This is a genomic window from Flavobacterium sp. UGB4466 (assembly GCF_903469665.1).
Taxonomy (GTDB): Bacteria; Bacteroidota; Bacteroidia; order Flavobacteriales; family Flavobacteriaceae; genus Flavobacterium; species Flavobacterium lipolyticum.
Genome location: NZ_CAGKLC010000204.1, coordinates 1 through 3,167, shown reverse-complemented (window position 1 = coordinate 3,167; position 3,167 = coordinate 1). Strand labels below are relative to the sequence as shown.

2 protein-coding genes are annotated in these 3,167 nt (G+C 35.2%); one reads left to right on the top strand and one right to left on the bottom strand.

Translation table 11 applies throughout. The features are described 5' to 3' along the window. Positions 1–99: 99 nt before the first annotated feature. The gene (gene ald / locus JO950_RS21555; RefSeq protein ID WP_202704483.1) at positions 100–1,215 is read left to right on the top strand and encodes an alanine dehydrogenase; all 1,116 of its coding nucleotides are present in this window, start codon (positions 100–102) and stop codon (positions 1,213–1,215) included. A 126-nt stretch (positions 1,216–1,341) separates the two neighbouring features. On the opposite strand, the gene pafA is transcribed toward ald, so the two are convergent. Continuing rightward, positions 1,342–2,958 carry an alkaline phosphatase PafA gene (gene pafA, locus JO950_RS21550; RefSeq protein WP_202704482.1) on the bottom strand — a complete coding sequence of 539 codons (1,617 nt, stop codon included), beginning with the start codon at positions 2,956–2,958 and terminating at the stop codon, positions 1,342–1,344. Between the last annotated feature and the right edge of the window lie 209 nt (positions 2,959–3,167).

The following is a 3,167-nucleotide window of genomic DNA, read 5'->3' as shown; positions in this document are numbered from 1 at the left end:
AAAATAATATTTTCTTATTTATTCCACGTTAATCAATAATATATTCTCTATCTGTAGTTTTGTAAAACAATTTCAACAAAAAATAAAAAAGATAACAAAATGATAATAGGTGTTCCAAAAGAAATCAAAAACAATGAGAACCGTGTAGCATTAACTCCTGCAGGAGTTTCTGAAATGAAAAAACACGGACATACTGTTTACGTACAAGCTACAGCCGGTTTAGGAAGTGGTTTCAGTGATGATGAATATGCAAATGCAGGTGCGGTAGTTTTAGGAACTATTGAAGAAGTATATGCCATTGCAGAAATGATTATTAAAGTAAAAGAGCCTATTGCTTCTGAATACCCATTAATCAAAAAAGATCAATTATTATTCACTTACTTCCACTTTGCTTCATCAGAGCCATTAACTCATGCTATGCTTGAGAAAGGCGCTGTATGTTTAGCTTACGAAACTGTTGAAAAAGCAGACCGTAGTTTACCATTATTAGTACCAATGTCTGAAGTTGCAGGTCGTATGGCTATCCAACAAGGGGCAAAATACCTTGAAAAACCATTAAAAGGAAGAGGAATTCTTTTAGGAGGTGTTCCAGGTGTTCCACCAGCAAAAGTACTGGTTTTAGGAGGAGGAATCGTAGGAACTCAAGCTGCTAAAATGGCTGCTGGTTTAGGTGCTCAGGTTACTATCATGGATTTAAGCTTACCACGTTTACGTTATTTAGATGATATCATGCCAGCTAACGTGAACACAGAAATGTCTAACCACTACAACATCACTAAAGCAATCGCTACAGCTGATTTAATTGTTGGTGCCGTTTTGATCCCAGGAGCAAAAGCACCTCACTTAATTACTCGTGACATGTTAAAATTAATGCGTCCTGGAACTGTCGTTGTTGACGTAGCGGTAGATCAAGGTGGATGTATCGAAACTTGTACTCCTACCACTCACGAAAATCCAACTTTCATCATCGATGATATTGTTCACTATTGCGTAGCAAATATGCCAGGAGCTGTTCCTTACACTTCTACTTTAGCTTTAACAAATGCTACTCTACCTTATGCGGTACAATTAGCAAACAAAGGATGGGAGACTGCTTGTAACGAAAACGAAGAATTAAAAAAAGGATTAAACATTGCTAATGGAAAAATCCTTTACAAAGGAGTTGCAGAAGCTTGGAATTTACCTTTCAACGAAGAAGTATTAGCAAACGCATAATGCTAACATTAAAATAAGTGCTTACTAAACACTATCAAAAGGCTTTTCTTAATTGAGAAGCCTTTTTTTTACGCATAAAAAAACCTGTCACAAAACATGACAGGCTCTATTTCAAGTACAGAAAAACTATTTTTCATCCAGAACTTCCTGCAACACTTTTGCTTCTGTTCCATTTGGAAAAGTTACTTTAATTTTTTGGGCTATTGTAGGCGCAATTTCAGTTATAGCCTTTTTGTCGTATGACTCTCCTTTTTTAATATGCCATCCATAAAAAATAGCTGGCACATGTGTATCATAACTATAAGGAGTTCCATGTGATGTTCCTGTAGTAGAATATTCAATATTTCCAGGTTTATCAAGAATAATCAAATCTCCGTTTTGAGTTACATCATAACCTTTCGCTATAAAATCAAGATAATAATCCTTTCCGGAATTTGCTAAAATTTCCTCTTCTGTATATGCTCTTTTAACTTGTGGCTGTGAAATCAAAAACTCCTTAAAACTCTGCTTTACTTTTACCAAATCAAGTCCTTTTTTCTTAAGAACTGGCTTATTCAAAAACACATTAAAGTTCGAATAATTTAAAATCAAATCAACACCAAATGTTTTCACTGAAAAATCCTGCAGACTTTTTCTAACATCCTTAACCGGATAATTGTTTACATTATATTTTCGATCCTTTAAATAGATTACATTCTCAGCACCTGCATGATCAGCTGTTAAGAATAACAAATAATTATCTTTCCCAACCGTTTTATCTAAATAATTTAAAAAGTCAGCAATTGTCTGATCCAACCTTAAATAAGTATCCTGAAGTTCCATCGATCTTGGCCCAAGTAAATGCCCCACATAATCTGTAGAAGAAAAACTTACTGTTAGAAAATCAGTTATACTATCTTTTCCTAACTCTTCCTTTTCGATAGCCTTCATCGCAAATTCTGCCAACAAGTCATTTCCATAAGGAGTAGCTCTTAAAACCCCCGCATCATTCTTCTCATACATACCCTTTAAATCATAAGGAAAAACCGGTGCTGCACTTCCGTACAACTTCCCTTCGTACGGATTATTATCCGGTAAGCTTTCATTATAAACCGAAAGAGGCTTATATAAATCCCACCCCTTATTGATATATGTCATATAACGCTTCTCATTATTGAATTCCGCAACCCATTCTGGCAACTTTTCACCATAAAAAGTACTTGAAATGAAAGAACCTGTCTTACTGTACCAAAAAGCCCAATTCGCAAAATGTCCTGCTGGTAAAATCGCACCACGATCTTTCAAACTCATTCCGATCACTTTACCTTCAAAATTCGTCCCCATTCTTACTTCATCAGTAATAGTAGTACTTAGTAAGTTTTTAGGAGACATTGCCCCTTCTTCAGCAGTACCATCGCCAACTGTTTTCACGCTAGCATCATCCGTACAATAGGTATCTTTACCAAGTGTCCTGCTAAACCATTCATTTCCTACAATTCCATGAGTTGCCGGAGTAGTCCCGGTATAAATAGACGCATGACCAGGAGCAGTGTAAGTAGGCATATAATTATAATGCATATTCTGAAAAGTATATCCATTATTCATCAATCTCTTAAATCCATTAGACGAAAAATCATCTGAGAACCGATACAAATATTCCATTTTCATCTGGTCTACCACAATACCTACCACCAACTTAGGGCGCTGCTGAGCACTTAAATTTGAAATTACAAACAGTGTCAACAATACAATAGTTTTTTTCATACTTAAATTATAATGTTTCAAACAAAAATACTCAATAGCATTTAAAAAAATCTATCACACCATCTTAAAAAACAAAAAATGACGGTATTTTAACAAAAACAAAATTAATAAACTAATTATGGCGTTCCCCTCCGGGTCGGGCTGTCCGCTAAATCTTTTGCGATAGAAGTTTCAGTTTTTTTTTTAGAAGTATGGGTATCGCAAAAGGA